At 64.2% G+C, this 22951-nt stretch carries 23 protein-coding genes, 1 other RNA gene and 1 pseudogene; 4 read left to right on the forward strand and 21 right to left on the reverse strand.

What is annotated here, in order from left to right; genetic code table 11:
- The first annotated feature begins 42 nt into the window (after positions 1–42).
- The gene (locus tag IVB31_RS26285; RefSeq protein WP_247329657.1) at positions 43–663 is read left to right on the forward strand and encodes a hypothetical protein; all 621 of its coding nucleotides are present in this window, start codon (positions 43–45) and stop codon (positions 661–663) included.
- Positions 664–670: 7 nt separating this feature from the next.
- Here the strand turns inward: IVB31_RS26285 and IVB31_RS26290 are convergent, their stop codons facing one another.
- The 9 genes and pseudogenes from IVB31_RS26290 to miaA form a co-directional block, all read right to left on the reverse strand.
- Positions 671–1522, reverse strand: a complete 852-nt coding sequence (locus tag IVB31_RS26290) for an SDR family oxidoreductase (RefSeq protein ID WP_247329660.1) — start codon at positions 1520–1522, stop codon at positions 671–673.
- A 517-nt stretch (positions 1523–2039) separates the two neighbouring features.
- A complete protein-coding gene (gene ilvC, locus IVB31_RS26295) occupies positions 2040–3059 on the reverse strand; it encodes a ketol-acid reductoisomerase (RefSeq protein WP_247329663.1) in 1020 nt (339 codons plus the stop codon).
- Positions 3060–3193: 134 nt separating this feature from the next.
- Positions 3194–3796 (reverse strand): LysE family translocator, encoded by a 603-nt coding sequence (locus tag IVB31_RS26300; protein ID WP_247329665.1) that lies wholly within the window; start codon positions 3794–3796, stop codon positions 3194–3196.
- A 7-nt stretch (positions 3797–3803) separates the two neighbouring features.
- Positions 3804–4679: an EamA family transporter gene (locus tag IVB31_RS26305; protein ID WP_247329667.1), complete on the reverse strand. Its 876-nt coding sequence runs from the start codon at positions 4677–4679 to the stop codon at positions 3804–3806.
- A 45-nt stretch (positions 4680–4724) separates the two neighbouring features.
- A pseudogene (locus IVB31_RS26310) lies at positions 4725–5434 on the reverse strand (class I SAM-dependent methyltransferase).
- A gap of 3 nt (positions 5435–5437) precedes the next feature.
- Positions 5438–5980 carry an acetolactate synthase small subunit gene (gene ilvN, locus IVB31_RS26315; protein ID WP_045006221.1) on the reverse strand — a complete coding sequence of 181 codons (543 nt, stop codon included), beginning with the start codon at positions 5978–5980 and terminating at the stop codon, positions 5438–5440.
- Between the two features lie 23 nt (positions 5981–6003).
- Positions 6004–6987 carry a threonine dehydratase gene (locus IVB31_RS26320; RefSeq protein ID WP_247329669.1) on the reverse strand — a complete coding sequence of 328 codons (984 nt, stop codon included), beginning with the start codon at positions 6985–6987 and terminating at the stop codon, positions 6004–6006.
- A gap of 4 nt (positions 6988–6991) precedes the next feature.
- Positions 6992–8767 (reverse strand): acetolactate synthase 3 large subunit, encoded by a 1776-nt coding sequence (locus IVB31_RS26325; protein ID WP_247329671.1) that lies wholly within the window; start codon positions 8765–8767, stop codon positions 6992–6994.
- 329 nt (positions 8768–9096) lie between these two features.
- Positions 9097–10038 carry a tRNA (adenosine(37)-N6)-dimethylallyltransferase MiaA gene (miaA, locus tag IVB31_RS26330; RefSeq protein WP_247329673.1) on the reverse strand — a complete coding sequence of 314 codons (942 nt, stop codon included), beginning with the start codon at positions 10036–10038 and terminating at the stop codon, positions 9097–9099.
- A gap of 11 nt (positions 10039–10049) precedes the next feature.
- On the opposite strand from miaA, the gene serB reads away from it, so the two are divergent.
- Complete coding sequence (gene serB, locus IVB31_RS26335; protein WP_247329675.1) at positions 10050–10955, forward strand: phosphoserine phosphatase SerB; 906 nt, start codon at positions 10050–10052, stop codon at positions 10953–10955.
- 141 nt (positions 10956–11096) lie between these two features.
- Here the strand turns inward: serB and IVB31_RS26340 are convergent, their stop codons facing one another.
- From IVB31_RS26340 to IVB31_RS26395, 12 genes are all read right to left on the reverse strand, one after another.
- Positions 11097–12599, reverse strand: a complete 1503-nt coding sequence (locus IVB31_RS26340; RefSeq protein WP_247329678.1) for a Do family serine endopeptidase — start codon at positions 12597–12599, stop codon at positions 11097–11099.
- Between the two features lie 144 nt (positions 12600–12743).
- Positions 12744–12950: a DUF2065 domain-containing protein gene (locus tag IVB31_RS26345; protein ID WP_211384594.1), complete on the reverse strand. Its 207-nt coding sequence runs from the start codon at positions 12948–12950 to the stop codon at positions 12744–12746.
- Positions 12951–13021: 71 nt separating this feature from the next.
- Entirely contained in the window at positions 13022–13915 is an 894-nt protein-coding gene (locus IVB31_RS26350; protein WP_247329680.1) for a protease modulator HflC, read from the reverse strand.
- The gene (gene hflK, locus IVB31_RS26355; protein WP_247329682.1) at positions 13912–15051 is read right to left on the reverse strand and encodes an FtsH protease activity modulator HflK; all 1140 of its coding nucleotides are present in this window, start codon (positions 15049–15051) and stop codon (positions 13912–13914) included. Before hflK ends, IVB31_RS26350 begins: the two co-directional genes overlap by 4 nt.
- Positions 15052–15211: 160 nt before the next feature.
- Entirely contained in the window at positions 15212–15727 is a 516-nt protein-coding gene (locus tag IVB31_RS26360) for a dihydrofolate reductase (protein ID WP_247330570.1), read from the reverse strand.
- Positions 15727–16212, reverse strand: a complete 486-nt coding sequence (locus tag IVB31_RS26365; protein WP_247329685.1) for a GNAT family N-acetyltransferase — start codon at positions 16210–16212, stop codon at positions 15727–15729. The genes IVB31_RS26360 and IVB31_RS26365 overlap by 1 nt, the downstream gene beginning before the upstream one ends.
- Before the next feature lie 5 nt (positions 16213–16217).
- A complete protein-coding gene (locus tag IVB31_RS26370) occupies positions 16218–17012 on the reverse strand; it encodes a thymidylate synthase (RefSeq protein ID WP_247329688.1) in 795 nt (264 codons plus the stop codon).
- Positions 17013–17181: 169 nt separating this feature from the next.
- On the reverse strand, positions 17182–18165 hold the full coding sequence (locus IVB31_RS26375; RefSeq protein ID WP_247329690.1) for a tripartite tricarboxylate transporter substrate binding protein BugD: 984 nt from the start codon (positions 18163–18165) through the stop codon (positions 17182–17184).
- A gap of 120 nt (positions 18166–18285) precedes the next feature.
- Positions 18286–19851 carry a tripartite tricarboxylate transporter permease gene (locus tag IVB31_RS26380; RefSeq protein WP_247329694.1) on the reverse strand — a complete coding sequence of 522 codons (1566 nt, stop codon included), beginning with the start codon at positions 19849–19851 and terminating at the stop codon, positions 18286–18288.
- 7 nt (positions 19852–19858) lie between these two features.
- Complete coding sequence (locus IVB31_RS26385; RefSeq protein WP_247329697.1) at positions 19859–20620, reverse strand: tripartite tricarboxylate transporter TctB family protein; 762 nt, start codon at positions 20618–20620, stop codon at positions 19859–19861.
- A 93-nt stretch (positions 20621–20713) separates the two neighbouring features.
- Positions 20714–21244 (reverse strand): chromate transporter, encoded by a 531-nt coding sequence (locus IVB31_RS26390; RefSeq protein ID WP_247329700.1) that lies wholly within the window; start codon positions 21242–21244, stop codon positions 20714–20716.
- Positions 21241–21846, reverse strand: a complete 606-nt coding sequence (locus IVB31_RS26395) for a chromate transporter (RefSeq protein ID WP_247329703.1) — start codon at positions 21844–21846, stop codon at positions 21241–21243. Before IVB31_RS26395 ends, IVB31_RS26390 begins: the two co-directional genes overlap by 4 nt.
- 95 nt (positions 21847–21941) lie before the next feature.
- On the opposite strand from IVB31_RS26395, the gene ssrA reads away from it, so the two are divergent.
- Positions 21942–22316, forward strand: a transfer-messenger RNA (tmRNA) gene (gene ssrA, locus IVB31_RS26400).
- 114 nt (positions 22317–22430) lie between these two features.
- Complete coding sequence (locus IVB31_RS26405; protein ID WP_247329706.1) at positions 22431–22949, forward strand: ClpXP protease specificity-enhancing factor SspB; 519 nt, start codon at positions 22431–22433, stop codon at positions 22947–22949.
- Positions 22950–22951: the final 2 nt, after the last annotated feature.

Here is a 22951-nt window from a genome sequence, read left to right on the forward strand (position 1 = left end):
GAACGGAATGTAATCGATGATTACATAGAAGAGGTAATCGCCATGTCAGAACGCCAAAGCTGGTTTGAAGGCTGGCGGCTGCTTGCCGCATTCGCATTGAGCCTGATCGTGCTCAGCCTGTGGATCGCCTCGATGCGGCAGTTCGAGGTCGACGGCGTGCGGATGGTGATCCGCTTCACGGCACGAAGCTCGCTGCTGCTGTTCTGCCTTGCCTTCAGTGCCGCGGCGCTGGCGCGGCTGTGGCCCAATGCCTGGACGCGCTGGCAGTGGCGCAACCGCCGCTATCTGGGCTTGAGCTTCGCTGCCTCCCACACCATCCACGCGGTTGCGATCGTCGCGTTCGCCAAGATGGACACCGCCGGCTTTGCCGAGGCCACCTCGGCAGCCTCCTACATCTTCGGCGGCATCGGCTATGGCTTCATCATCGCCATGAGTGCAACCTCGTTCGACCGCACCGCCGCGGGGCTCGGGCCCCGCGCCTGGCGCGCGCTGCACCTCACGGGCGGCTACTATCTCTGGTTCCAGTTCATGGTGTCGTTCGGCATGCGCGTGCCGACGATGCCGTTCTATGCCGCGTTTCTCATTCCGCTGATCGCCGTGATGACGCTGCGCCTGGTCGCAATGGCCGCTCGTCCGCGCGGACGGACGGCCGAGGCGGGCTGAACGTCGGTCAGCCCAGTGGGAGCAGCCCGAGGCGCTTGGCGATGATGCGGTCGACCACGCGCTTGGGCAGCGTTGCCGTCATCAAATGCCGCATGCGGTCCGGGGTGATCTGATAGCGAACCCTGGGCCTCGCAGCCGTGAGCGCCTCGAAAACGACCTCGGCGATCCGCTCGGCCGGCAGCCCGGTCTCGCCGAGCTTCATCATGAACGCCATGACCTTGTTTAGCGCCGGCAGATAAGGCGAGTTCTGGTAGACCGAAAGATCGATCTGCTCGGCCTTGCTCCAGATCGGCGTCTTCACCGCGCCGGGGGCGACGATGATGACGTCGATGCCGAACAGCATCAGTTCGCGGCGCAAGCTCTCCGACAATCCCTCGATGGCGTGCTTTGAGGCGCAATAGGGCGCCGACAGCGGATTGCCGTTCTTGCCGGCGACCGAGCTGATCATCACGATCCGGCCCTTCGGCCCCTTCAGCGACGGGTCGGCGCCGAGCAGCGGCCCGAAGGCCTGCGTCGCGATGACCGGGCCGATGACGTTGATCTCCATCTGCCGGCGGAAGTCGTCGACCGACAATTCGAGCACGGGACCGGCGACCGCGACGCCGGCGTTGTTGACGAGGCCTGCCAGCGTCTCGCCCTCGAGCGCCTCGCGAACCTGTCGCCCGGCGGCCAGCACCGCGGCTTCATCGGTGACGTCGAACAGCAGCGGGGTGAAGCTGGCGCCGAACTCGGTCTTGAGCCGATCCGCATCCGCCTGCTTGCGGACGCTGCCGAAGACGGCGAAGCCCCGATCGATCAGCAATTTGGCAATGGCCCAGCCGATGCCTGTGGACGCGCCGGTGATGACGACGGATCGCATGTGTTTCCCCCAACGAGTTCCCGGGATCATGGAGGAGGACGACAGGGTAGGCAATGCCGCATGGTTCTAGGGCTGCGCACCGGGGTCGACTTTTGCAGGAGCCGGCATCCGCAAGAAAGCGCCGTAGGTGTCGCTTCTTAGGGTGAAGCGGCACACGAGCGTCGCAACGCGCGATCAATCGCACAATGAGAATGCAGATGAAGAGCCGAATCCTTGAGGCTGAAGACGCAGGCGTTTCGGCGTTCGGAACTGTGCGCGAAATCTTGAGAACCGACGCGAGATCAAGAATGTGGTTTAAGCGTCAGTTCTTCGGGCTCGGACTGCGCTTCAACTCGCGAAGAATCTGAATGAAGCAGCAATGCTTCGCGCGAAATGAAAAGAGCGAGACCACTGTTTGCGATCTCGCTCAGATATAGTCGCGAACGTTTAAGAATTGGTTTTGTGGGCGAAGCTTGTGGTTTCGCCCCTCGTGTCGCGAAACGGCGCAAGCGATGCGCCGTGTCGCGACGACGGCTGCTTAGTTCTTGCTCTTGTCGACCAGCGCGCCCTTCTTGATCCAGGGCATCATGTCGCGCAGCTTCGCGCCGACTTCCTCGATCGGGTGCTCGGCGAGCTTGGCGCGGGTCGCCTTGAACGAGGTCTGGTTGACCTTGTTCTCGAGCATCCAGTCGCGGGCGAACTTGCCGGACTGGATGTCGTTGAGGACGCGCTTCATCTCGGCCTTGGTCTCCGAGGTGACGATGCGCGGACCGGTGACGTACTCGCCGTACTCCGCGGTGTTGGAGATCGAGTAGTTCATGTTGGCGATGCCGCCTTCATAGATCAGGTCGACGATCAGCTTCACCTCGTGCAGGCACTCGAAATAGGCCATCTCCGGCGCGTAGCCGGCTTCGACCAGGGTCTCGTAGCCGCCCTTGATCAGCTCGACCAGGCCGCCGCAGAGCACGACCTGCTCGCCGAACAAGTCGGTCTCGCATTCTTCCTTGAAGGTGGTTTCGATGATGCCGGCACGGCCGCCGCCGACGGCGGAGGCGTAGGACAGGCCGAGGTCATGGGCATTGCCCGAGACGTCCTTGGCGATCGCGATCAGGCAGGGCACGCCGCCGCCGCGCTGATATTCCGAACGCACGGTGTGGCCGGGGCCCTTCGGCGCGATCATCAGTACGTCGAGATCGGCGCGCGGATCGAGCAGGTTGAAGTGGACGTTGAGGCCGTGCGCAAACACGAGGGCGGCGCCCTTCTTCATGTTGTCGTGCAGGTGCTCGCGGTAGATGTCGCCCTGGAGCTCGTCCGGGGTCAGCATCATGACGAGGTCGGCCCATTTGGCGGCCTCGGCGACTTCCATCACCTTGAAGCCGGCAGCTTCCGCCTTCTTGGCCGAGGTCGAACCCTTGCGCAACGCAATGGCCACGTCCTTGACGCCGGAGTCCTTCAGGTTCAGCGCGTGGGCGTGGCCCTGGCTGCCGTAGCCGACGATGACGACCTTCTTGCCCTTGATCAGGTTCAGGTCGGCGTCGCGATCGTAATAAACACGCATGGTCGTTTCCTCGTTCAGGTGGCCAGAATCGGCCGTTGGTCAGGTCTCGGACGGTGAGAATTGCGGATTTCCGGGGCTGTCTAGAGCATTTCGCCGCCCGAAGGAAACCCGTTTCTGCATGGAAAACTGCGGCATCATGCATCCATGAAGACGGGGTAGAGCGATGCCAGAAGCAGGATCGCCATCAGGATGTTGAAGGTACGGACCAGCCGCTCGGACGTCAGCACCGGCCGCAGTGCGGTACCGAAAAAGGCCCAGACCACGGTCGAGACGGTGCCGACGAGGAGACTGATCAGCGTCTGGATCGCGATGTTGAGCGGGAATTGGGCGATGGCCGCATAGGCGGTGATGGTCCCGATTACGATCACCCACCCCTTTGCGTTGATCCATTGGAACATCGCGGCGCCCAAGAAGGTCATCGGGCCGCGGCCATCCCCCTCGCCCGGCTTGGCCGGGCCCGAGAAAGCGATCACTGCGGCCAGGTAGAGCAGGTAGGCGGCGCCGGCATATTTCAAGATGGTCTGCAGGATCGGATAAGCCAGGAACACGGTGCCGAGCCCGAGGCCGACCGCTGCAACCATGAAGGCGAAGCCGATGACGACGCCGGCGATGTGGGGGATGGAGCGCCGGAAGCCATAGGTCAGCCCTGAGGACAGCAGCATAAGGTTGTTCGGCCCGGGCGTGAAATACATCACGGCCATGAAGGCGAGGAAGGCATAGAAGAGCGAGTAGGTCATATTCACCTCACACGGTCTTCGGCAAGACTTGCGGACGCCGCGCCAGCACCATCACCGCGATACCGCCGATCACGGTGAGCATGCCGGCCAGCCGCAACGGCCCGAACCGCTCGCCGAACACGATGCTGGAGGCGGCCGAGCCGACAAACGGCACGAGCAGCGCGAAAGGCACCACCTGCGCGGCGGGATAGTCGCGCAGGAGCCGGCCCCACAGCCAATAGGCGATGCTGGTGGAGATGGCGCCGATCACCAGCAGGCAAATGAGGCCGGTGAGCGACATGTGAATCAGTGACTGCCAGGTCGGCGTAGGTCCGTTGACGACCAGAGTGAGCGCGAGCAGCGGCACTGCGGTGGCGAGGCACAACCAGGCGAACAGATCGAACATCGGCACGCCGCGGGCGCCGCGCAGCAGGATATTGCCGACTGCAAAGCTGACCGGCGCGATCATCAGTACGGCGAAGGCACCGACGCTGAACTCATAGCCGACGGTGCCGCAGATCATCAAAAGGCCGACGGCTGCGATGACGATACCCAGCGTCTGCACCCGCGTCGGCCGCTCGCCGAATGCGATCGCGGCAAAGCCGATCGTGAACAGCGCCTGGCTCTGCACGACGACGCTGGTGAGCCCCACCGGCACGCCATGGGCGATGCCGTAGGCCTGGCTCAGAAACTGGCCGAGAAAGAGCGTGAAGCTGATCGCGATCAGGAGCGACCAGGCAATCTTCGGCTTGCGAATGAACAGGCACGGGACCGCGGCAATGGTGAAGCGCATCGCCGTCATCAGCTCCGGCGAAAATTCGTCGAGCGCGATCCGGCTCGCCACGAAGGCAAGGCCCCAGATGACCGCCACCAGGATGGCGATGAGGATGTCGGCCGGCTTCATTGTTGTTCCCGGTGCTGCCTTGTCGCGCAGTCCTGTTGTTGTCGTCTAGCCTTGTTCGCCAGCCTTCATGTGGAAGAATTGGGTTTCCGCAGCAGATAAGTGCCGTGCATCGGGGCGTGGTAATCGGCCGAGACCAGCGTGAAGCCGACATCGGTCAGCATCCGCTCCATGACCCAGCCAAAAGTGGAATATTCGTCGCGCATGTGGGTGACGACGCTGTCACGCGAGACATCGTGGTTCTTGATCTCAAACTCGGCCCATTGCTCGACGTCGCGCTCGACGGCATCGGGCATCGAGGCGTAGACGATGTCGCGCAAATAGAAGGTCGCACCGGGCTTGAGCGCACGATAGATCCGCGACATCGCCACCGCCTTCCAGAAATCCGGCAGATGATGCAGCGTGAACTCGCTGACGATCAGGTCGTAGGATTCCGGTTGGTAGGCGAAGCTGAGCAGGCCCGCGGACTGCGTGCGCACGGGCGCCTTGCGGTCGCGCGCGTAGATCTCGGCGAGCGCCAGCATCGCGGGCGAGATGTCGATGGCGTCGACCTCGGCACCCATCAGCGCAGCCTCGGTCGCGAGCACGCCGTTGCCGCAACCGATGTCGGCAAGTCGCCAGCCGCGCTGGACGCCAAGCATTTTCAGCGCGGCGCGCGCCCGCAGATCGGCATCGTCATGGCTGTCGTAAATCGAGGCTACCGCAGGCCCGATGCCCATCCGGTTCCGCTCGTTGTAGTACCAGTCGCGCGCCAGCATGGTTCACATTCCTTCAGGCCCGCGGCCGATCGCGGCAACGCCGGTGCGCGACACCTCGACGAGGCCGAGCGGGCGCATCAGGTCGATAAACTGGTTGATCTTGTCCGTATTGCCTGTGATTTCGAACACGAAGCTCTCGGTGGTGGCATCGATCACACGGGCCCGGAATGCATCGGCGAGGCGTAGCGCCTCGACGCGGTGATCGCCCTCGCCGCGCACCTTCACCATCGCAAGCTCGCGCTCGATCGAGCGCTTGGTCAGCGTCATGTCGACCACGCGATAGACAGGTATCATGCGGTCGAGCTGATGCTTGATCTGCTCGATCACCATCGGCGTGCCCGTGGTGACGATGGTGATGCGCGAGAGATGTTTCTGGCTCTCGGTCTCAGAGACGGTGAGGCTCTCGATGTTGTAGCCGCGCCCCGAGAACAGGCCGATGACGCGCGCGAGCACGCCCGGCTCGTTCTGCACGAGCACCGAGAGCGTGTGGGTCTCGTTCGGATCGTGGCGCTCCTCGATGAAATAGGCGGATGCGGGCTGGTTCATTGTCGTCCCCTCTATTCTCGTCGTTACGCCGTCGCACGATGGGCGACCGGCGCATCCGTCCCAACCCAATTGCGGAACAGATCGAAATCGATATTGCCGCCGGACAGCACGAGACCGACGCGCTTGCCCGACAGTTTGGTCTTTTCCTGAAGCGCTGCGGCGAGCGCGGCCGCGCCGGCGCCTTCGGCGAGATTATGCGTGTCGGTCCAGTAGGCGCGGATCGCGGCGGCGACCTCGTCGTCGGTGACCTGGACAAGATGAGAAGCGCCCTTGCGGATGATGGCGAGCGCTTCCGGATCGGGAATCCGCGTCGCCATGCCGTCCGCGAGTGTGTTGCTGGTTTCGGTCGTCACGACATGGCCTGCCGCGAACGACAACGCGTAGGACGGCGCCTCCGTCGATTGCACGCCGACAATCTCGGTCTTCAGGCCCAAGAGATCGCGCGCCATGATGCAGCCGCAGATGCCGGAGCCTTGCCCGATCGGCACATAGAGGATGTCGAGATCCGGCGCAGTCCTGAACAGCTCGAACGCGTAGGTCGCAACGCCCAGCACCAGATCGATGTGGAATGACGGCACCATGTGGAGCCCGGCGAACTGCGCACGGCGCCCGGCTTCCTCACGCGCGGCTTGAAAGTCCTCGCCGTGCTCGACCAGCTCGGCGCCAAACATCTTCATCGCGCGGTTCTTCTCGATTGAGTTGCCGCGCGGCACGTAAATCACTGCTGGCACGCCGTGGCGCCTGGCGGCAAAAGCAATGCTCTGGCCGTGATTGCCGCGCGTCGCCGAAATGATGCCGGGAATGGCCGGCCGCTCGCGCTTGAGACGATCGAGATAGACGAGACCGCCGCGCACCTTGAAGGCGCCCGTCGGCGTGTGGTTCTCATGCTTGACCACGACCTGCGTACCGAGCCGCTCGGCGAGCAGCGGCCAGGCGTGCGCCGGCGTCGCCGGCACCGCCTGCCCCACGATCGCATGTGCGCGCTCGAGCTCCTTCAGGTCGAACATGACATCACACCAGCGCCTTGCCACCGGCAAATGCCTTGGCCGTGGCCTCGTCGTTGGCCTGCTCCGGCAACAGCATCTCGTTGTGCGCCTTGCCGGAGGGGATCATCGGGAAGCAATTTTCCAGCGACGCGACGCGGCAGTCGAACAGCACCGGACGCTTGACCGAGATCATCTCCTGGATGGCGCCGTCGAGATCGCCGGGCTTGTGCACCTGGATACCGACGCCGCCATAGGCTTCCGCGAGCTTGACGAAATCCGGCATCGCCTCCGAGTAGGAATGCGAGAGGCGGTTGCCGTGGAGCAGCTGCTGCCACTGCCGCACCATGCCCATGTACTGGTTGTTCAGGATGAAGATCTTGATTGGCAGTTCGTACTGCACCGCCGTCGACATCTCCTGCATCGTCATCTGCACCGAGGCATCGCCCGCAATGTCGATGACGAGGCTGTCGGGATGGGCAACCTGCACGCCGACCGCGGCCGGCAGGCCATAGCCCATGGTGCCGAGACCGCCCGAGGTCATCCAGCGATGCGGCTCCTCGAAGCCGTAGAATTGCGCGGCCCACATCTGATGCTGACCGACCTCGGTGGTGATGTAGGTATCCCTGCCGCGCGTCGCCTCGAACAGGCTCTGGATCGCGTGCTGCGGCAGGATGATATCGTTGCTCTTCTTGTAATAGAGCGAGTTGCGGGCGCGCCACTGCGCGATCTGCTGCCACCACGCCTTGACGTCGGGCTTCTTCGCCTCCGCCTTGAACACCTGGAGGATGTCGCCGAGGATGTTGCCGCAGTCGCCGATGATCGGCACATCGACCCGGATGTTCTTGTTGATCGAGGACGGATCGATGTCGATGTGGATCTTCTTCGAGCCCGGCGAGAACGCATCGACGCGGCCGGTGATGCGGTCGTCGAAGCGCGCGCCGACGCACAGCATGACGTCGCAATCATGCATGGTCATGTTGGCTTCGTAGGTGCCGTGCATGCCGAGCATGCCTAGCCAGCTCTTGCCCGACGCCGGATAGGCGCCGAGGCCCATCAGCGTGGAGGTGATCGGAAAGCCGGTGACCTCGACCAGCTCGCGCAGCAGCTTGGTTGCTTCGGGGCCGGAATTGATCACGCCGCCGCCGCTGTAGATCACGGGACGCTTGGCGTTGGCGAGGAGCGCCACGGCCTTGCGGATCTGCGTCGCATCGCCCTTCACGCGCGGCGCGTAGGAGCGATGCACGTCGGACTTGCGCGGCGGATGATAGGTGCCGGTCGCGAACTGGACGTCCTTGGGCACGTCCACGAGCACCGGGCCCGGTCGCCCCGTGGTCGCAACATAGAAGGCTTCGTGCAACACCTTGGCGAGATCGTTGACATCGCGCACCAGCCAGTTGTGCTTGGTGCAGGGGCGCGTGATGCCGACGGTGTCGCATTCCTGGAACGCGTCGTTGCCGATCAGATGCGTCGGCACCTGGCCGGAGATGCAGACCAGCGGGATCGAATCCATCAGCGCATCCGTCAGCGGCGTCACCATGTTGGTGGCGCCGGGACCGGAGGTCACCAGCGCAACGCCCGGCTTGCCGGTCGAACGGGCATAGCCCTCGGCGGCATGGCCCGCACCCTGCTCGTGGCGAACCAGAATGTGCTGGACCTCGCTCTGCTGGAAGATCTCGTCATAGATCGGAAGCACGGCACCGCCGGGATAGCCGAAAATGTCGGTCACGCCATGATCGATGAGCGCGCGGACGATCATGGCGGCGCCGGTCATCTGGTTCGGATCGTGGCTCTTGTCGCTCATTGGCTTGCTCCGGATGCGCTGTTGTCAGCGGCTTCGTTCGTGTCGGGTTCGGAAAATAAAAAAGGCCCCGAAGAGGGCCCATGCACACCGCCTGTCATGTGGATGGCAGTTAGCCACCCCCGGCGGTGTGCCTGGGTACGACGGCGATAAGGAGTTTGGTAATAATATTACGCATGGCAGGCGCTCGACTTCCCAAAGGTTGCGCGAAACATAGCGGCCAAAGCCCGGATGTCAAGGCGATGCGGCCGTTCCCGCGCGATTTCGGCAGTGTAGCGGCGTTCCCGGGGTTCGGCGAGAGGTAAATTCGGGAACGCAGGCACAAAAGCGCGTTAGGCGAGGTCACGGGCGGCGTTCACGATGGCAGCGAGCCAGCCCCTCGCCTCCTCCGGCTTCACCCACGCGAATTGGGGCAATTGGTGCCGGAACCAGGTGAATTGCCGCTTGGCGTAATGGCGGGTATCGGCGCGGCCGATCATGGCGGCCTCCTCCAGGCTGAACTCGCCGCGCAAATGCCGGATCAGCGCCGGTACGCCATGGGCTTTCATGGCCGGCAACAGCGGATTGAGGGCTCGGGCGGCGAGACGCTCGACCTCCTTCAGCGCGCCGGCACCCAACATGGCATCGAAGCGGGCATCGATGCGGGCATAGAGATCGTCGCGCTCGGGCGCGAGGAACACCGCGCGGAAACTATCCTTCGGCAATAGCGGCGGCTGGCCCTCATGGTGCCAGTCCAGCAGCGAGCGCCCGGTGGCTTCGACCACTTCGAGCGCGCGCGCAATGCGCGTGCGGTCGCGCAGGTTCAGTCGTTCGGCGGCGCGAGGATCGCGGCGTGCAAGTTCCGCGTGGAGCGCCTCGACGCCGTTCCGCTCCAGCCGGGCCCGCACGTCCTCGCGGACTTCTGCAGGGATCGGCGGCACCACGGAGAGGCCCGCGGTCAGCGCCTTGAAATAAAGCCCGGTGCCGCCGATGAAGATCGGCAGGCGGCCTTCGGCTTTCGCCTCGTCGAGCGCCTTCGCCGCATCAGCCACCCAGGCACCGGCCGAAAAATTCACGGCCGCATCGACATGGCCGTACAGGCGATGAGGCACCCGCGCTTCCTCGCCATGCGTGGGGCGCGCGGTGATGACGCGGAGGTCGCGGTAGACCTGCATGGAATCGGCATTGATCACGACCCCGCCCGCGGCGAGCGCAAGCTCGAGCGCCAGCGCCGACTTGCCGCTGGCGGTCGGGCCTGCGATAAGCACGGCCTTGCTCGGATACCCTTCGCTCACGAAAACCTCAAATGTCCCTCGTCGCCACGCTGATCTGCAACCCGAATAATCCCGCGCTCGACTCTACCATCGTCGACGGTGCCCGCGCCGTGCTGCCTCAGGCAGCTCCCGCGCACTGGCTGTTCGACGGCGTTGCAGTCGACATCCCCTTCGGCGCGGACAGTAACCTCGAAGGCGACCGCCACGCCATCGAACAGCGGCTCCGCGAGCTTCGCGGCGACCTGCCGATCGACATCGTGGTGCAGCCAGTCGGCTTCCGGCGCAAGAAGCTTTTTCTCGCCGACATGGATTCCACCATGATCGGCCAGGAATGCATCGACGAGCTCGCCGATCTCGTCGGGGTGAAGGCCCATGTCGCAGCCATCACCGAACGCGCGATGCGCGGCGAGATCGAGTTCGAGCCGGCGCTGCGCGAGCGCGTTGCACTGCTCAAGGACCTCCCCGCCAGTGCCGTCGACGAGGTGCTGGCCAAGCGCATCACACTGACGCCGGGCGGCCGCGAACTGGTGGCGACCATGCGCGCCCACGGCGCCTATGCCTGCCTCGTCTCCGGCGGCTTCACGCTGTTCACCAGCGCGGTCGCCGCCAAGCTCGGCTTCCAGGAGAACCGCGCCAACGAGCTGGTCGTCCGCGACGGCAAGTTCACCGGCGAGGTGAAGGAGCCGATTTTAGGGCGCGCGGCAAAGCTCGCGACGCTGGTGGATTTGATGGAATCGTTCGATCTCGACGACATCGACTCGCTGGCGGTCGGCGACGGCGCCAATGACCTGGCGATGATCCAGGCCGCGGGGCTGGGCGTGGCGTATCATGCCAAGCCGGCGGTCGCCGCCGCTGCGGCGGCGCGGATCGACCACGGCGACCTCACCGCATTGCTTTACGCGCAAGGGTATCGGCGCGAGGAGTTCGTGGAGGCGTAACCTCCCGCTCTCCGCCGTCATGCCCCGCGAAGGCGGGCATCCGGTATTCCAGAGGCGGCAGTGCTTGAACCGAGACGCAGCGGCGTACTGGATCACCCGCTTTCGCAGGTGATGACAGTGAGCGCGGAGCTGAGACCGCCCTTACTGCACGCTTAGCGCCACGAACCGCAGCTCGCCGTCGGCATTCGACACCAGCAGCAGCACGGACTTCTTGCCGTCCTTCTTGAGCTGGTCGACCCGCTTCTGGATGTCGGCGCCGCTGGAGACGGCCTCCTGCGCCACTTCGACGATGACGTCGCCGGCGGAGAGCCGCTTTTCGGCGGCATCCGAATTGGCGTCGACATTGGTGACCACCACGCCCTTGACGCTGTCCTTGATCTTGTAGCGCGTGCGCAAATCCTTGCTGAGCGCCGCCAGATCGAGGCCGAGCGCCTTCTGCGTCACGGTCTTTTCAGGCGCGGGCTCATCGGTCTTCACTGCGGCCTGCACCTTGTCGGGATCCTGCAACCGGCCGAGCGTGACCTTCTTGGTCTCCTCCTGCCCCTTGCGGATGATGACGACGTCGACCTCCTTGCCGACCGCCGTGTCGGCGACGACGCGGGAGAGATCCTTGGGGTCCTTGACATCCTTGCCGTCGAACTTGACGACCACGTCGCCGGGCTCGATGCCGGCGGGCTTGGCCGGGCCCTTGTCATCGACGCCGGCGACCAGCGCGCCGCGCGGCGGCTTGATGTTGAGGCTCTCGGCGATCTCGTCGGTGACGCTCTGGATACGCACCCCGAGCCAGCCGCGGCGCAGCTCGCCGAACTGACGGAGCTGGTCGACGACGCCCGCGACCGTCTTCGACGGCACGGCGAAGCCGATGCCGATCGAGCCGCCGGAGGGCGAGATGATCAGCGTGTTGACGCCGATGACGTCGCCATCGAGGTTGAACAGCGGACCGCCGGAATTGCCGCGGTTGATGGAGGCGTCGGTCTGGATGTAGCTGTCATAGGGACCCGAGGAGATGTCGCGGTTCTTGGCCGAGACGATGCCGGCCGTCACCGTGCCGCCGAGGCTGAACGGGTTGCCGATCGCGACCACCCAGTCGCCGAGGCGCAGCTTGTCGGAATCGCCGAACTTCACGGCGATCAGCGGCTTCGGCGGCTTGAACTTCAACACCGCGAGGTCGGTCTTCTTGTCGACGCCGACCAGCTCGGCCTTGATCTTGGTGCCGTCATTGAGGATGACGTTGATCTCGTCGGCATCCGCGATGACGTGGTTGTTGGTCACGGCGACGCCTGATGTGTCGATGATGAAGCCGGAGCCGAGCGAGTTGGTCTTGCGCGGCGGGCCGCTGTCGCCCCGCTCGCCGCCCTTGCTGCCGCCGCCGGGGCCCTTGCGGTTCTTGAAGAAGTCGTCGAAGAACTCCTCGAACGGCGAGCCGGGCGGCAGTTGCGGCATGGCGTTGCTGCCGCCGCCCTTGGCCTCGACGGTCTGCGAAGTCGAGATGTTGACGACCGCGTCGATCACCTTCTCGGCGACGTCGGCAATGCCGTCCGGTCCGCGCGCAGAGGCCGGCGTGCCGAACGCGCTGAAAGCGCTGACGGCCAGCGCGGCCAGCCCTAAGCGCAAGCGGGTCGGGGCAATGGTGGCAGCGGTCATTGTGATCTCCAGGAAACAAGGATTCGGCGTCAAGACTGCGCTCGAACGGGGGGACGGCGCAAGCGCGGACGTTAACGGGCCTCAACGCCCGGATAATAAGACGAAAACCGGCCCCTCGCCTTCACTTTGGCGTTGGCGCGAAGGCTAAATTGGACGCCGCATAACCCAGATCAGAATCAGGCCGGCCACGGCCGAACCGATCCCCACCGCCCGCAGGACATTGTCCGGTGTGGCCATGGCGCTTTTCATGGCCTTGCGCATCCAGGCCGGACTTGCCGCGAACATCAAGCCTTCCAGCACGAACAGGATGCCCAAGCCGATGAGGAAGTCGGCGAACGCAATGGACCTCATCGGATTGGAACCTCCCGCTGTGCTGTTCTTGTCTGGACGAGGGGCGGCCGGATCTGCCGCCCTCGTCTGGCTTACGGATTCGCTGGCGTGGTCGCCGTCTTGCCGCTCGGGTTACTGAAATACCGGAAGAAATCCGAATCGGGGCGCAGCAGAAAGCGGGTGTCGCTCGAACGCAGCCCATTCTCATACGCCGTCATCGACCGGTAGAAGGCGAAGAAGTCCGCGTCCTTGCCGTAGGCCTCCGCGAACAAGCGGTTGCGCTCGGCGTCACCCACGCCGCGCGTCTGCTCGGCGGTCGAGTTGGCTTCGGCAATGATCACCGTCGCCTCGCGGTCGGCCTTGGAGCGGATCTCCTGCGCCTTCTGACCACCCTGCGCGCGGAACTCGGCGGCTTCTCGCTGACGTTCGGTCTGCATCCGCTGGTAGACGGCCTGGCTGTTCTGCTCCGGCAGGTCGGCGCGGCGGATGCGGACGTCGACCACCTCGATGCCATAACCGTCGGCCTCGTGGTCGAGTTGCTCGCGGATGCGTCCCATCAGCTTCTCACGCTCGTCCCGCACCACGGTGATGAAGTTGACCTCGCCGAGAACGCGGCGCAGCGCCGCGTTCAGCAGCGACGTGAGCTGGAGGTTGGCGGCCTGGATCGAGCCGACGCTCTGGTAGAAACGCAACGCGTCCTTGATCCGATAACGCGCGAAGGCGTCGACCACGAGACGCTTCTGATCGGAGGCGATCACCTCCTGCGAGGGATTCTCCAGGTCGAGGATCCGCTTGTCGATGTTGATCACGGAGTTCCAGGGCGCCTTGAAGTGCAGCCCGGGGTCCGTGACGACGTCCACCGGCTTACCGAATTGCAGCACGATGGTCTGCTCGGTCTGCTGCACGGTGAACAGCGACATGTAGGCGACGATCAGGACCAGGAGAAGTCCGAGAAGCCCGACGATACCTGTAACCGGAGACCTCATCGGGTGGCCCCGCTCGACTGCTGGCCGGTGGTGGCGGGCCGCTGCTTGGGCGTCAATTCGTTGAGCGGAAGATAGGGCACGACGCCCTGGCCAGAGGAGCTTCCGTCATAGATCAGCTTTTCCGAGCCGCCGAGCACGCGCTCCATCGTCTCCAGATAAATTCGTTCACGCGTCACGTCGGGCGCCTTCTTGTACTCTTCGTACACCTTCAGGAAGCGAGAGCTTTGGCCCTTGGCCTCGGCAACCGCCTGCTCCTTGTAGCCTTCGGCCGCCTGCACGATCTGCGCCGCGCGGCCGCGCGCATCCGGCACGATCTTGTTGGCGTAGGTCTGCGCTTCGTTCTGCAACTGCTCGAGGTTGGCGCGCGCAGCCTGCACGTCGCGGAACGCATCGATCACCTGCGCCGGCGGATCGACCTTTTGCATCTGCACCTGGGCGATCTGAATGCCGGCGCCGTAGCTGTCGAGTGTCTTCTGCATCAGGTCCTGCACATTGGTCTCGTTCTGCGTGCGCGCCCCGGTCAGGATCGGCTGGATGTTGGAGCGACCGATCACCTCGCGCATCGCGCTCTCGGCGACGGCCTTCACGGTGCCTTCGGGGTTCTGGATGTTGAACAGGAAGTTGCCGACGCCGTTCGGCTTGATGCGCCAGAGCACGGTGAAGTCGACATCGACGATGTTCTCGTCGCCGGTCAGCATCAGGCTTTCTTCCGGCACGTCGCGAATCGAGCGGCCGCGCCGGGCCGGATCATCGATCAGCGTCATGCCGATGGAAATGGTGGAGACGCGCAGCGCCTTCGGCAGCAGCACCGTTTCGATCGGATAGGGCAAATGATAGTTCAGGCCCGGGTCCACGGTCCGCACGTGCTTGCCGAAACGCAGCACGACGCCCTGTTCTTCAGACTGCACGCGGAAAAAGCCCGACAACAGCCACAGCGCGATGATGATGAGCAGGATCAGCGTGATGCCGACGCCGGAGAAATAGCCGCCCGGCATGATCTGCTGGAGGCGGTCCTGGCCGCGCCGCAAAAGGTCTTCCAGATCCGGCGGCCTCGGTCCGACGGGTTGCGGGCCGTTGCCCCATGGTCCCTTCGGACCCGAGCCCCATGGGCCACCGCCCTGATTCTTCCACGGCATTCGACGTTCTCCTCGGCAGACCGGCACTAGAACTAAGCCGGCCCGCATTGTCTGGTCCGGCTTTATAGGGGACAGGCAGGTCCCTTACAACGCAGCCCTCGCCGTCCTCCCGAGCTAAGCTCGGGGGCAGAAAAGTCAATGTTAACATTGGCAAATGCGGTTAATGGCGCGGCCGCCGACGATATGTCACATAGGAGAAGTCGGCGCTGTCGTCGGATCCGGCCGGATGACGGACACGCGCCGTCTCCTCCCAATCCGCCTTGTCGATGTCAAAATGGGTGTCGCCTTCGGGCCGCGCATGCACTTCGGTGATTTCGAGGCGATCGGCGCGATCGAGCCATTGCCGATAGATCTCGGCGCCCCCGATCACTGTGATCTCGGCGACCGAACGCCGCAGGGCATCGCCACGCGCGACGGCGCCTGCATTGGCAGCCGATGTCGTGACGATGGCGCCAGTGGCGCGATAATCCGGATCGCGCGTGACGACGATGTTGGTGCGGCCCGGTAGCGGCCGGCGGCCGGGCAATGATTCAAAGGTCTTGCGCCCCATGATCACGGGTCTGCCGATCGTGAGCGCCTTGAAACGCTGCATGTCGGATTTCAATCGCCACGGAATTGCGCCACCTGCGCCGATGACGCCGTTCTCTGCGATCGCGACGACGAAGACAATCTCCATCACACCCCCTTCCCGGCCAGACGTGTCAATGCCGGCCCGGTCACCCGGCAGAGCGTCCAGTCGTCCAGCATGACGGCGCCGAGCGATTTGTAGAAGGCGATCGACGGCGCGTTCCAGTCGAGCACCGCCCATTGCAGGCGCGACCAGCCGTTGTCGACGCATTCCTTTGCGAGATAGATCAGCAGCGCCTTGCCGAGGCCTTTGCCCCGATGCGACGGCCGCACATACAGATCTTCGAGATAGATGCCGTGGCGGCCGCTGAAGGTGGAGAAATTCTTGAACCAGACCGCAAAGCCGACCGCCTCGCCGTCCCACTCCGCGATCGCGCAATAGAGCTGCGGCCGCTCGCCGAACAACGCGTCCGCGATGTCAGCCTCGGTCGCCTCGACCTCGTGCGATAGCTTCTCGTACTCGGCAAGCTCGCGAATGAAGGCGAGAACGAGTCCGGCCTCGGCGGAATGCGCGCGGCGGATATTGAGCGACATCCGCGTCAGACCGCGACTTCCGCCTTGATGTGCGGATGCGGGTCGTAGCCGACGAGTTCGAAGTCCTCGTAGCGGAAGGAGAAGATATCCTTCACCTCGGGATTGATGCGCATCACCGGCAGCGCGCGCGGCGCGCGCGTCAGCTGAAGCCGCGCCTGCTCAAGATGGTTGGAATAGAGATGGGTGTCGCCGAACGAATGCACGAAGTCGCCGGGCTTCAGGCCGGTGACCTGCGCCACCATCAGGGTGAGCAGCGCATAGGAGGCGATGTTGAAGGGCACGCCGAGGAACACATCGGCCGAGCGCTGATAAAGCTGGCATGACAGCTTGCCGTTGGCGACGTAGAACTGGAACAGGCAGTGGCACGGCGGCAGCGCCATCTTGTCCACTTCGGCCGGATTCCAGGCCGAGACGATCAGGCGGCGCGAGTCCGGGTTGCGCTTGATCATGTCGACGACATTGGCGATCTGATCGATGCTGCGTCCGTCCGGTGCCGGCCAGGAGCGCCATTGATGACCATAGACCGGACCGAGATCGCCGTTGGCGTCCGCCCACTCGTCCCAGATGGTGACGCCGTTGTCGCGCAGATATTTGACGTTGGTGTCGCCCTTCAGAAACCACAGCAGCTCATGCACGATCGCCTTCAGCGGCAGGCGCTTGGTGGTCAGCATCGGGAAGCCGGCGGACAGGTTGAAGCGCATCTGATGACCGAACACCGACAGCGTGCCGGTGCCGGTCCGGTCGGTCTTCTCGGCGCCGTCTGAAAGAATCCGCTCGAGCAGGTCCTGATACTGGTGCATGTGCGTGGGCCTTTGGGGAGGCGGCGAACTTAGCGGCCACCCCCGCGCTGCGACAGCGGCGATTCGCCATCCACAGGCATTATACCCGGAAAAATGAGCGTTCCCGGTGCAAAGGACAAGGGGCGGAACTCAGCATCCTGCCCCTCGCCTATCAGGTTGATCGTGCTGGCTAACTTGCCGGCTTGAGCACCGGGGTCCACTTCGCGATTTCGTTTTTCACGAGGGTGGCCAGCGCCTCGGGGGTCCTGTCCGCCGGGCCCGGGATGACGCTGCCGAGCTCGAGCAGGCGCTTGCGCACGGTCTCGTCGTCGAGCGCCTTGACGGCGGCGGCGTTCAGGCTCGCCACGATCGCCGGCGAGGTCCCCTTCGGCGCGAACATCGCATTCCAGGCCTGGGCCTGGAACGCAGGAAGCCCGGCCTCCGCCGTCGTCGGCACATTCGGCAGCGACGGGTTGCGCTCCGCGGTTGCGATCGCATAGGCCTTGATGGTGCCGGCGTTGATCTGTGGCACGGCATTGACGATCTGGTCGCAGATGTAATCGACCTGGCCCGCCACCAGCGCGTTCATCGCGGGCCCCGTGCCGTTGAAGGGCACACCAACCGGCTTGATGTCGAGGATGGCGTGCAGCAACTCGCAGGACACATGCGAGACCGAACCGATTCCGGCATGCGCAGCGTTCACCTTCTCGGCATTGGCCTTCACGTAAGTCGCGAACTCCTTGAGGTCCTTCGGCGGAAAATCCTTGCGCGCCAGGATCAGGATCGGCGTGCCCGCGAGCAGCGCGATCGGCTCGAAATCCTTTTCGGGATGATAGGCGAGCTTGGGATAGAGCGGCACGGAGGCGGCGTGCGTGCCCATATGCCCGGTGATGAGCGTATAGCCGTCATTGGCCGCCCGCGCGGCGCGCGTGGTCGCGGTGGTGCCGCCGGCCCCGACCACGTTCTCGATGATGATGCTCTGTCCCAGCGTCTGCGCCATGCGACCGGTGACGATGCGCGAGATCACGTCGGTCGGTCCGCCCGCTGCGAACGGCACGATCATGGTGATGCTGCGCGTCGGATAGGTCTGCGCCGCGGCCGGTGCGACAAAGGCGCACAACGATGCCAGCGCTGCAGCACATGCGCTCGTAGCGAGTGTGCGAATGGAAGTCATATCGTTTCCCCCGGGACATAAAAAATGCCGGCCACAAGGACCGGCATTTTCATTTCACGAAGCCGTCACACAAGTCGATTCGACTTCCGAATGCGGCGCGCCGACGCAGGCGCGGCGCCTTCAGTTCTCGGATTCGGTGAACACCTCGTCGCGCTTGGCGCGCAACGCGGGTAGCACCGTGAGGACCAGCAGGAATGCCGCGATCGCCAGCAGCACAGCCGACAACGGACGCGTCAGGAAGACGCTCCAGTCGCCGCGCGAGATCAGAAGTGCGCGGCGCAGGTTCTCTTCCATCAGCGGTCCGAGCACCATGCCGAGCAGCAGCGGCGCCGGCTCGAAATCGTGCTTGATCAGCCAATAGCCGACCAGACCGAACACGCCCGCGAGGATGACGTCGACCGGCGCGTTGTTCACCGAGTAGATGCCGATCGCGCAGAAGATGACGATCGAGGGGAACATCAGCCGGTAGGGCACGCGCAACAGCCGCACCCAGATTCCGACCAGCGGCAGGTTGATGATGATCAGCATCAGATTGCCGACCCACATCGAGGCGATCATGCCCCAGACCAGTTCGGGCTGCTTCTGCATCACCTGCGGACCCGGCACGATGCCGTGGATGGTCATCGCGCCCACCATCAGCGCCATCACCGCGTTCGGCGGGATGCCGAGCGTGAGCAACGGGATGAAGGAAGTCTGTGCCGCGGCGTTGTTGGCGCTTTCCGGCGCCGCCACGCCCTCGATCGCGCCGCGGCCGAACCGCGACGGGTTCTTGGCGATCTTCTTCTCGAGCGTGTAGGACGCAAAGGACGCGATGACAGCGCCGCCACCCGGCAGGATGCCGAGGATCGAGCCGAGCACGGTGCCGCGCAGGATCGCAGGCGCCGAGTCGATCAGGTCTTTCCTGGTCGGCATCAGGCCGGTGATCTTCTGCTGCACCAGGTCGCGGTTCATCTCGGCTCCGGCGTCGAGATTGCGGATGATCTCCGCAAAGCCGAACACGCCCATTGCGACCGTCGCAAAGCCGAGACCGTCGGCCAGTTCCGGAATGTTGAACGCCATGCGCGAGGCGCCGGTCTCGATGTCCGAGCCGACCATCGACAGCAAGAGGCCGAACACGATCATCGCGATCGCTTTCAGCACCGAGCCCTTGGCCAGCACCACCGCGAAGATCAGGCCGAGCACCATCAGCGAGAAATATTCGGCCGGGCCGAACGCCAGCGCGAGCTTGGTCAGCGGCGCGCCGAGGACGGCGATCAGCACGGTCGCGACGCAGCCGGCGAAGAACGAGCCGATCGCCGCGATCGCCAGCGCCGGGCCGGCGCGGCCTTGCTTTGCCATCTGGTGACCGTCGATGGCGGTGACGACCGACGTCGCCTCGCCGGGAATGTTGACCAGGATCGAGGTGGTCGAACCGCCGTACTGGGCGCCGTAATAGATGCCGGCGAGCATGATCAGCGCGCCGACCGGCGGCAATCCGAACGTGATCGGCAGGAGCATCGCAACGGTTGCGACGGTGCCGATGCCCGGCAGCACGCCGACAAGCGTGCCGACAAGCGCGCCAATCAGGCACATGAGAATATTGATCGATATCGGGAGCGACAGGCCGTAGAGCCACCAGGGTGACCACCAGGAGATCTGGAACACGACACCGAAACCGAGGCCCAGATTGTGGAAGAGATCGAGCATCACACCCTCACTGAGCCAGGAAACGCGGGAACATCGGCATCGGCAGCCCGAGCACGTAGGGGAAGAGCAACGCGCAGCCGAGCGTCAGGCAGGCCCCGACGATGATCGCTTCGACCCAGCGCGTCTCATGCGTGCCCATCGCCGCGATCAGGAAGCTAGCAAACGCCGTAACCACGACCCCGAGCGGACGGATCGCCAGCGCGAAGAATACGATCGAGATCATCACGAAGAGCGGCCCGCGCCAGGCATAGTGCGCCATAGCCGGTCCATCGGTTAAGAGTCCCGTCAATGCGATGCCGGCACCAAGCGCGACGAGAAGCCCGCCAAACATTCGCGGTGCCGTACCGGCGCCGAAGGAGAAGCCGCGCATCCCCTGCAAATCGCTGGAGGCCCACAGCGCGAACAGAGCGAGCGCCATCAGAACGATCCCGCCGACATAGTCCTGCGCTGACCTGATCGTCATGAAGATCGTCAGGATCGCCACCGCGAACAGCGGATAGGAATAGACCAGCGCCAGCAGCACATCGGATGACGCCTTCTTGGTGTCACCGCCGATCGCTCCGATCAACGCGCCGGGAGCGCCCGCGAGCAGCGCCGTGGCGTGGCCGATCACGACGGTGGTCGGGCCGCGTCCGGCGCCCCAACCAAAGATCGTCCCGAACGACCATATGAATTCGAAAAGCTGCGGCGCTATGGCCAACAGACAAAAGCTGATCACCACCGAGGTGTTTCGGTTGGCTGTCGCCGAGTGGCCCATCGTGTCGGCCATGCATGTCTCCTCCGCGACCTGTAAGTCACGCGCACTGTTGTTCTATCGGCTGGAAATGGATCCCCCGCCCGGCCCATTGCCTAGCGATTTTCATCACACAATGCCAGCAAAACTCAAGAGGCCTCCGGCAAGCAGAAGCCATAGTGGATTGATGCGCGAGACGGATGCGACCACTGCAACCGTCGCGGTCAGTAGCAGCGCAGCAATGGTGCGATCGGTCGACTGGGCCAGGATCAGGGCACTCGCCGCCATCAGTCCGATCGAGAGCGGAACCAGCGCAGCCTGAATCAGCCCCGGCCAGCGCGATTGGCTCGGCCGGTTCAGGAGCCGGCTAACATAATAGGCAAGGAGCGCCGTCGGCAGGCACATCGCCAAGGTCGCCGCCAGCGCGCCCGGGATGCCGGCGACGGCATAGCCGATCAACGTCACGATAAGCACGTTCGGACCCGGTGAGAGCTGCGCGATCGCATAAGCGTCGGCGAACTGCTTCTCGGTCATCCAGTGATGCACATCGACCGCGATACGGTGCATCTCGGGCACCGCCGCGGCCGCGCCGCCGACTGCGAACAGCGACATTAGACCAAAGGTGGAGATTAGCGCCCAGATCGGGTTCTCGGCATTCATGCTGCTACCTTCCGTCGCATCAGGAAGACGGTACCGACGCTCACGGGGATCGCGACCAAAAGCACGGCCTGGAGCGGCAAGCGAAGGACGCCGATGGCGAGGAAGACGCCCAGCATCAGGATGAGCGCGACGACGTCCAGCCGCTTGAGCAACGGCGTCATCATCCGGAAGACCACCGCGATCAGGAGGCCGACCGCCGCACAGGAGATGCCCGCGAGGATGCGGCGCAGGACCTCCACATCGCCGAACCGGGCGTAGATCATCGCGAGCACCGTCATGATCAGCGTGGGCGGCAGCAACAGCCCAGCAAAGGCGGCCATACCGCCCGCGATCCCGCGCAGCCGCGCGCCGAACACCATCGACAGATTGACGATGTTGGGCCCGGGCAGAAAATGGCAGAGCGCAAAAGTCTCGTTGAACTCGTCCGCATTCATCCAGCGGTGCTGCTCGACGATGGCCTGCCGGGCAAACACCAAAACCCCGCCAAAACCGGCCAGCGACATCCGGGCGAAAGCGAGGAACAGCGCGACGAGGCCGGGCGGAGGGGTGTGAGAGGCTGGACGGTCCGGCTCTTGCGTGGCCGGTGCTGAATCCGTGGACATGTCAGGACCTTAGAACGCGGCCCGCGGTACAGCCAAGATCATCCCGGGGTCATCCGGAACCTATCCAAAGGGAACTCGCCATAGTCCCCTCGAAACACCTGTCATTTGAAACCTTTGCCCCCTATATTGGGGGTGCCGGTTCGCCGGCTATGGAAATAAACGGTCGTCGCAATAAACCATTCGGACCCGGGGGCGGTACCCGGCGCCTCCACCAAAGCTCATCGTTCGGCGAGCTTGGCCCACTGACAAGTGAGCTTCGGCGGGGGCGAAATAGGATCGACGAGGGCGTAAAGGGCGTTCTTTTTCTCGGTATTGTTCCGCCGTTATCGGGCTATGCAATAGTTGCCAACGACAACTTTGCTCCGGTTGCTCAGGCTGCGTAACGCAGTTTGAAAGACCATTCTGAAGTCCTAACGGGTTAAGCTCCGTTAGGCGGGGTTCGGAGGCACCTGGCAACAGAAGCCTCCACTTACCTTTGATTTCCTTCCCGGCGGGGACTCCTGCTGACCCGTCAGGCGCGGTACTATTGCGGCTTGGCGAGTCGGGCCGGCAGGGCCCAGCTCCTGGAATGCAACAGGACCACCATGGCGACCGATCATATCCGATACGATGTGCTGGCCCGCGACGCGCTGCGCGGCGTGCTGCGGAAGGTGCTGACCGATGCCGCGTCCCATGGACTGCCGGGCGAGCACCATTTCTTCATCACCTTCCTGTCGAAGGCCGACGGCGTGAAGATTTCGTCGCGGCTGCTGGCGCAATATCCGGAAGAGATGACGATCATCCTCCAGCACCAGTTCTGGGACTTGACTGTGCTCGAGGACCGTTTCGAGGTCGGGCTGTCCTTCGGCGGCATTCCGGAACGGCTGATCGTGCCGTTTGGCGCCATCAAGAGCTTCCTCGATCCGTCCGTGAAATTCGGCCTTCAGTTCGAGACCTCCGATGTCGCCGAGGTCGCGCCCGAGACATTGCCGGCCACGCCTGCCCCGTCGGCGGTCGCGGTGCCCGCACCCGCCGCTGAAACGGCGGAGAGCACCGAGGAGCCGACGTCCCCGAACCAGGGCGGCGCCGAAGTCGTCCGGCTCGATCGTTTCCGCAAGAAATGATC

The organism is Bradyrhizobium sp. 21 (assembly GCF_023073335.1).
Lineage (GTDB): Bacteria > Pseudomonadota > Alphaproteobacteria > Rhizobiales > Xanthobacteraceae > Bradyrhizobium.

Coding starts and splice junctions, on each gene's coding strand:
- IVB31_RS26285 (WP_247329657.1), top strand. CDS start 43: ATGTCAGAACGCCAAAGCTGGTTTGAAGGCTGGCGGCTGCTTGCCGCA.
- IVB31_RS26290 (WP_247329660.1), bottom strand. CDS start 1,522: ATGCGATCCGTCGTCATCACCGGCGCGTCCACAGGCATCGGCTGGGCC.
- ilvC (WP_247329663.1), bottom strand. CDS start 3,059: ATGCGTGTTTATTACGATCGCGACGCCGACCTGAACCTGATCAAGGGC.
- IVB31_RS26300 (WP_247329665.1), bottom strand. CDS start 3,796: ATGACCTACTCGCTCTTCTATGCCTTCCTCGCCTTCATGGCCGTGATG.
- IVB31_RS26305 (WP_247329667.1), bottom strand. CDS start 4,679: ATGAAGCCGGCCGACATCCTCATCGCCATCCTGGTGGCGGTCATCTGG.
- ilvN (WP_045006221.1), bottom strand. CDS start 5,980: ATGAACCAGCCCGCATCCGCCTATTTCATCGAGGAGCGCCACGATCCG.
- IVB31_RS26320 (WP_247329669.1), bottom strand. CDS start 6,987: ATGTTCGACCTGAAGGAGCTCGAGCGCGCACATGCGATCGTGGGGCAG.
- IVB31_RS26325 (WP_247329671.1), bottom strand. CDS start 8,767: ATGAGCGACAAGAGCCACGATCCGAACCAGATGACCGGCGCCGCCATG.
- serB (WP_247329675.1), top strand. CDS start 10,050: ATGTCCCTCGTCGCCACGCTGATCTGCAACCCGAATAATCCCGCGCTC.
- IVB31_RS26340 (WP_247329678.1), bottom strand. CDS start 12,599: ATGACCGCTGCCACCATTGCCCCGACCCGCTTGCGCTTAGGGCTGGCC.
- IVB31_RS26345 (WP_211384594.1), bottom strand. CDS start 12,950: ATGAGGTCCATTGCGTTCGCCGACTTCCTCATCGGCTTGGGCATCCTG.
- IVB31_RS26350 (WP_247329680.1), bottom strand. CDS start 13,915: ATGAGGTCTCCGGTTACAGGTATCGTCGGGCTTCTCGGACTTCTCCTG.
- hflK (WP_247329682.1), bottom strand. CDS start 15,051: ATGCCGTGGAAGAATCAGGGCGGTGGCCCATGGGGCTCGGGTCCGAAG.
- IVB31_RS26360 (WP_247330570.1), bottom strand. CDS start 15,727: ATGGAGATTGTCTTCGTCGTCGCGATCGCAGAGAACGGCGTCATCGGC.
- IVB31_RS26365 (WP_247329685.1), bottom strand. CDS start 16,212: ATGTCGCTCAATATCCGCCGCGCGCATTCCGCCGAGGCCGGACTCGTT.
- IVB31_RS26370 (WP_247329688.1), bottom strand. CDS start 17,012: ATGCACCAGTATCAGGACCTGCTCGAGCGGATTCTTTCAGACGGCGCC.
- IVB31_RS26375 (WP_247329690.1), bottom strand. CDS start 18,165: ATGACTTCCATTCGCACACTCGCTACGAGCGCATGTGCTGCAGCGCTG.
- IVB31_RS26380 (WP_247329694.1), bottom strand. CDS start 19,851: ATGCTCGATCTCTTCCACAATCTGGGCCTCGGTTTCGGTGTCGTGTTC.
- IVB31_RS26385 (WP_247329697.1), bottom strand. CDS start 20,620: ATGGCCGACACGATGGGCCACTCGGCGACAGCCAACCGAAACACCTCG.
- IVB31_RS26390 (WP_247329700.1), bottom strand. CDS start 21,244: ATGAATGCCGAGAACCCGATCTGGGCGCTAATCTCCACCTTTGGTCTA.
- IVB31_RS26395 (WP_247329703.1), bottom strand. CDS start 21,846: ATGTCCACGGATTCAGCACCGGCCACGCAAGAGCCGGACCGTCCAGCC.
- IVB31_RS26405 (WP_247329706.1), top strand. CDS start 22,431: ATGGCGACCGATCATATCCGATACGATGTGCTGGCCCGCGACGCGCTG.